The following is a 5,755-nucleotide window of genomic DNA, read 5'->3' on the forward strand; positions in this document are numbered from 1 at the left end:
CACACTTGTTCACTACAAATATAAATTCATGGATGACGATTGTCAAGGGGAATAACAATTAAAGGTGAAAATTTTGCACCTTAGAAACTTGAAGCCGGAATTTCCGACTTCAAGATTTTTCTTGCAACTGAATCGTTATCGGAAACGGGATTTCTTTCACGAAGTTTTCCGTTTGTTCCAGGATGCCTTGCAAAGCCGGGATTCGTTCTAGGTAATTTTGAGTGTTGAAATTCATTTCGACGGAGTATTCGTCGTTGATTGAGACTTCTAGCGAAAAAGTGTTTTCGAATCCGTACAAATTCCAGGAATACTTCGTAGATTCCATAATGTGCGAAACCGTCGCACGGATCGTATCACGTGCGATTTCTTCCAGTTTCTGCTCTTTTTCAATTTCGATTATGATTCTTGATGACTGTTCGCAATAAATTGGAAATTTCTCAATGAAATTTGCGAGATTATCGAGAGTGGCGCCGAGGTCACATTGACTGCGCCGAAAAGGAACGTTGAACGCCTCTATATCCGTATACTCAAAATGGATGCTCAAAAACTCGGCCTCGCAATTCACGATAAGGCTGATAGAACCCCGCCCCTCAAAAGTTTTAGAAATGCAAATGGCCTGCATCTTATCGCGTTCGCGATAGCCCCTGGATTCCTGTTTATAAGAAATCTCAAAGCCGACATTTGGCCGCGCCTTTTGTAAGCGAGCAAACGCCGCAAAAGCACCATCCTTATCCGGGAAGATTCCGTCCATATTGCAGGCGTAAATCTTCTTGACAAGCGGTTGCCAGAAATTATGGCAAGCGTCGGATTTGAATTTTTTTGAACAATCGTGCATAGCGTGGAATTGGAGAATTTTCTATTCTTTTTCATTTTCAGTCTTTTTGTTGGGCAACGCAAATTTGCAATTTATTAATGCGGATAGTATTAATTCCTTATCGTCTTCCAAATCAGAATTTTCTTTTTTTTTCATAATTTGTTTAACAATCCAAGGCTTTGAATCCTTACATTGCCCCGAAAACCGAATACAATCAACAACGTTATCCTCAAACTCTTGTATTGCGATTTCGTCATTCCATATGTCGGGAACAGATTCTTGATTATATGAACGATACAATCGTTCAAGAAATTTTTCAGACAACCTCTTTATCTCTTCTATTTCTTTAGGTGATTTATTTTTCTCATCTAGAACACCAATTTTTTTCTTTAATCTATCAAACCATTCATTCCAACGAGATTTCATACTAATAATGGCGTTAGAATCTTTTCGGTCCATTTTTTTTACTTTGCCACATTCATACGTCAACGCATTATAGAATTCATTAAAATTCGTTACGATATCTTCTTCACTTTCTTTTATATCCCTGCAAAAAACTTTCAGTTTTTTTTCCGTTTTTTTTGATTGTCTTGATATAGATTTTTCAACTAATTCTACATATTCTCGTGGAACCCAAAAACCATATGGCGTTTCTAAAGAAAGATATTTCCATTTAACTTTTTCTTCTTGCTTGTCCTTTGATTTTTCTTCAAAATTATTTTTAAACAATTTGCTAACGGGCAAGGTGCTAGGATACACTCTATTCCAATACTTTTCTAAAGGCGAGTTTTCATTAGAATTAAAAAACTTAGAAATTTTATTCAATAGCGATGTAGACAAACCTAGATTGAAGGAAAAAGGTTTATAATCGCTATTTTTCCAATATAATACGCCATCCATCATTCTAGACCGTAGCGAATTATGTTCTTCGGATTCATTTATTTCAGATACATTTTTTGCAATAGCATTCAATTTTTCTATATAATATTCGATTTGATATGTATAATGTGGGTATTTGTCAGGGTCGTTGAAATCATCAACAAGAGCTATTTCTTCATTTTTTTCAAAAGCTTTTTGTGTAAAATTAACAGACCCGACAATGACTTTACACAATTTCTCGGTTTCCGTTATAATAATTTTTGAATGAAAAAGCTGAAATTTCTTTATTAAGAAAATCCCCCCATTAGGATCTAACTTTTTTATTCTACTATTAATTTCAATTAACCTTTCCTTAATCTCCTTCAAAATCGAAAATTTACTTGCGAAATAATCCAAATAAAGTCGAATTTCAATACTTTTCTTATTTCTATTTTCTTCAACATAATCAACCATTCCGTCAATCCATTCACAATCGGTATACGCAGAAACGACAATGCATCTAGTTATTTTCTTATTTTTTTCAGGCCATATAGAGTCTTTAGAAAACAGATTTATCGGGTAATCATCATAATCACAACCATTCGTTTTTTCAGCATCGCTAGATAACTTTGTTGACGAAAATCTAATCATAAGACTCTCCTTTTTTTAATTCCTTTTCCCTAAATTTACACTCATTTTCCTTCAAAAATTCAATAAATATACTCCAACTTGGAATATTTTGTTTGCTAGTCCACTTATCGTCTTACATGCTTTGCGTCAGGCCTCCAGCCACTTAACAACCTGTAGCCTTAGCGGCTCTGCGTTAGGGACAGTTACCCGAAGGGACGAGACTTGCGTTAGCAAGGCTCGGTGAGCGCGCCGCGAGCGACGCGGGAGTATGGCCCGACCCGCTAGGGGAACGCCCATAAGGAAAGTTTTCACTACGGTTCAAGCTTGTTGTAATTAGGGATGGGCAAATCGTAGGGCAGAATGCGGCTATCATCGTCACCTTGGACTTCGTTGTTGAACGCTCCTATGACGCTCATCCAATTGTTCGTGCATTTGTCGCTAAATATGCTCCTGCATTTTGTTCTCAGGAACTTCATGAGCATCTTTTTCTCGTCGTCGTCCAGGAACCAGACGGATTTGTTGTACGAGGAGCCCAGTTCGTATTTGGGTTCCAGAAAGGAGATGCGTGCGCACTTGGTCGCGAGTCCTCGTTTCCAATGGTTGTACAGCGTAAAATACGGTTTTTTACCGGGGCCGATGTCGATGACGGCGCGAAGGTCTATATTCAGGCTCTTGCTCCACGCCCCGTTACAGGACATCATGTTGAATTCCGAGAGTTGCAATTTGCCATCGGGCGAATAGACGTTGATTTGCCTATCGGATTCATAATCCAGATCGTTGTCGACGGGCAGGTACATGATGGAAAAACTATAGGTCGGGCAATAGAAATCTCCTCCCTTGACGAAATCCCGTAGCACTTTTTTGGCGGTGCGTAGCGACGTGAAAATTCCCAGGTCATGGTCAACGGTATCATAGCCCCGTCCATTCGGCAGTATCGTTGCCGCCAGCTGATAAATGTATCGTCTTCTCATAGTACCTCGCTTTTGTTTAAAATCTCAATGTGTAGCTCACTTCGAATTGTTCCGGGCGCATGTGGACAATGTCGTGGAAGGAGTAGAGGCTTGATTCGCTGTCATAGAGGAGCGAGTCGAGTTCCCAGGAGACGCCGTCTTTGACGAACTTGTCGATGAGCAGCATCTGTTTCCAAGCGGGAACGAGGTAGACCTTGTGGCGTTCGGAATAGTGTTCGTTCGTGTTGGAGCAGCTATTGATGGAGCCCCAATTTGCGTACCAGAAAAGCAGATCGCTGATGTATTCGTGTTCGCCGGGAATGTCCCAGTCGTTTGCAGGGCAGATTTCCGATTCGAGTTCGTATTCCCTGTACCACTTGTGATTTTGCACGGTGAGTGCGGCAATGTCCCTTTTGGTCGCCTCGAAGGTGCGGGCAATACTTCGATGTAATTCCCTGAAACGCTGGTCGAGCGTGATGAGTTTTTTCATGTTCGCATAGGTCCAGCGGAATTCCTTGTTCAGTTTTTCGTGGCGGTCCTTCAGGAATTCGGTATGGATTCTGATTTCAAAGTGATCCCGTTCGAGTCCGCATTTGGGCATTTCTTTTTTCCACTTCTCGACACAGCCGCGTTTGCGGCCGTTATCGAAGTCGCGGTAGAAATTCCGGAGAATGTCCCACCGCAGTGCACGTGAAAGGTCTGTTGGCATTATGGCTCCCTATTTTTTACCAAAAGCATTAGATTTAGTGAAACTCGTTATTCACTAAAAATACATAATGACTGCGACAAATAGTGTCGTAAATAACATATCCTAGAAAAACACGAAAAAGGTGGCATTACACCACCTTTTAACGGGATTTTGTGGAATTTTAGGGCTAATTCTGCTTCAACGGGGTCATGCTCTTGGCGCAAATCGCCATAGTCGAGAGGTTGTGCAGCAGGGCCGAGGTCGAGGGGGCAAGTATCCCGAAGAAACCTGCGGCCAGAAGCGACGTGTTGAAGGCGACGATAAAGCGGTAATTCGCCTGGATGCGGTCCATGAGCTGCGTACTCAACGTGCGGAGTTCGGCGAGGTCGCGCAGGTCTTCGCTGCGGAGGGTCACGTCGGCGGTTTCGCGGGCAATGTCGCTGGCATCGCTCATGGCGACCGACACGTTCGCGGCGGCCAATGCGGGCGCATCGTTGATTCCATCGCCCACCATAATCACGCGGCGGCCTTCGGCCTTCATTTTTTCCACATAGTGGTGCTTGTCTTCGGGCAATACTTGTGCAAAGAATGTATCGATACCCAAAAGTTGAGCGGTACGTTCAGCGGCCTTTTGGCTATCGCCGGTAATCATGGCCACATGCTTGATTCCGCGTTCACGGAGCATGCGAATCGCTTCTGCTGCTTCGTCTCGCGGAGGATCGCTAATGCAAAGCACGCCCGCAAGGTTCCCGCCAATGGCAAGGTAAATCACGGAAGCGGCTCCGGCGAGTTCGTCAATCTTTTTCTGTTCCGCCTCGCCCACCGCAATTTTTTCGTCTTCGACGACGAAATGCTTGCTGCCGATAACGGCTCGTTCGCCGTCGAGAGTCGTCGCGATTCCGTGCGCCACAATGTACTTGACATCGGCGTGTTCCTCTTCGTGGTCGATTCCCCGTTCGGCGGCCCCGCGCACAATGGCGCGCGCCATGCTGTGCGGGAAGTGCTCTTCGATGCAGGCCGCAATGCGCAGGATTTCTTCTTCGCTGCGGTTACCGAACGGAATCACGCGTTCGAGTTTCGGTTCCGCCTTGGTGAGCGTTCCCGTCTTGTCGAAAACGATGGTGTCTGCAAGCGCAAATTCCTCCAGGTACTTGCCGCCCTTCACGGTCATGTTGCGGTCGGCCGCTTCGCGGAGTGCCGAAATCACCGAAATCGGGGTGGAAAGCTTGATGGCGCAAGAATAATCCACCATCAGAATCGAGACGGCCTTGGTGATGTTGCGCGTAAACAGGAGCGTGAGCCCGAATCCGATAAAGCTGAACGGCACGATACCATCAGCAAGGCGTTCGGCGCGGCTCTGGATAGAAGCCTTCAGGTCTTCGGAGCGGTCGATGAGTTCGATAATTTTCTGAATCTTGGTGTTGCCGCTTACAGCCCGCACCGACACCACAATGGAACCTTCGTCTACGACGGTGCCCGCAAAAACGGACTTTCCGACAGTCTTGTGCACTGCCAGCGATTCGCCCGTCATGGTCGCTTCGTTTACGAACGCATCGCCTTCGGCAACGGTTCCGTCCACCGGAATCATGCTGCCGGAACGCACGCGCACGAGGTCGCCCACTTGGACATCCTGCATGCGCACCTGAACATCGACGCCGTCCTTGACGACCCACACGCGGTCCACCTTAACGGCAAGGCTTGCGGTAAGGGCGGTTCGCGTACGCGCCTTGGTGTAATCTTCCAGAAGGCTGCTCACGTTCAGCAGGAACATAATGGTCCCTGCCGATTCGTAATTGCGCTGCAAGATGCTCGCCC

General features: G+C 45.4%; 5 protein-coding genes. All 5 read right to left on the bottom strand.

What is annotated here, in order from left to right; genetic code table 11:
* Positions 1-109 precede the first annotated feature (109 nt).
* Positions 110-835 (bottom strand): hypothetical protein, encoded by a 726-nt coding sequence (locus tag IKG78_RS19710; protein WP_290947192.1) that lies wholly within the window; start codon positions 833-835, stop codon positions 110-112.
* Between the two features lie 21 nt (positions 836-856).
* Positions 857-2,323 (bottom strand): phospholipase D family protein, encoded by a 1,467-nt coding sequence (locus IKG78_RS19715; protein WP_290947199.1) that lies wholly within the window; start codon positions 2,321-2,323, stop codon positions 857-859.
* Between the two features lie 290 nt (positions 2,324-2,613).
* Positions 2,614-3,273, bottom strand: a complete 660-nt coding sequence (locus IKG78_RS19720) for a hypothetical protein (protein ID WP_290947202.1) — start codon at positions 3,271-3,273, stop codon at positions 2,614-2,616.
* Between the two features lie 16 nt (positions 3,274-3,289).
* A complete protein-coding gene (locus IKG78_RS19725; RefSeq protein WP_290947205.1) occupies positions 3,290-3,961 on the bottom strand; it encodes a hypothetical protein in 672 nt (223 codons plus the stop codon).
* Positions 3,962-4,127: 166 nt separating this feature from the next.
* Positions 4,128-5,755: heavy metal translocating P-type ATPase (locus tag IKG78_RS19730; RefSeq protein WP_290947207.1), on the bottom strand; the 1,628-nt coding region annotated here is incomplete at its 5' end.

The organism is Fibrobacter sp., from assembly GCF_017545445.1.
Classification (GTDB): Bacteria; Fibrobacterota; Fibrobacteria; order Fibrobacterales; family Fibrobacteraceae; genus Fibrobacter.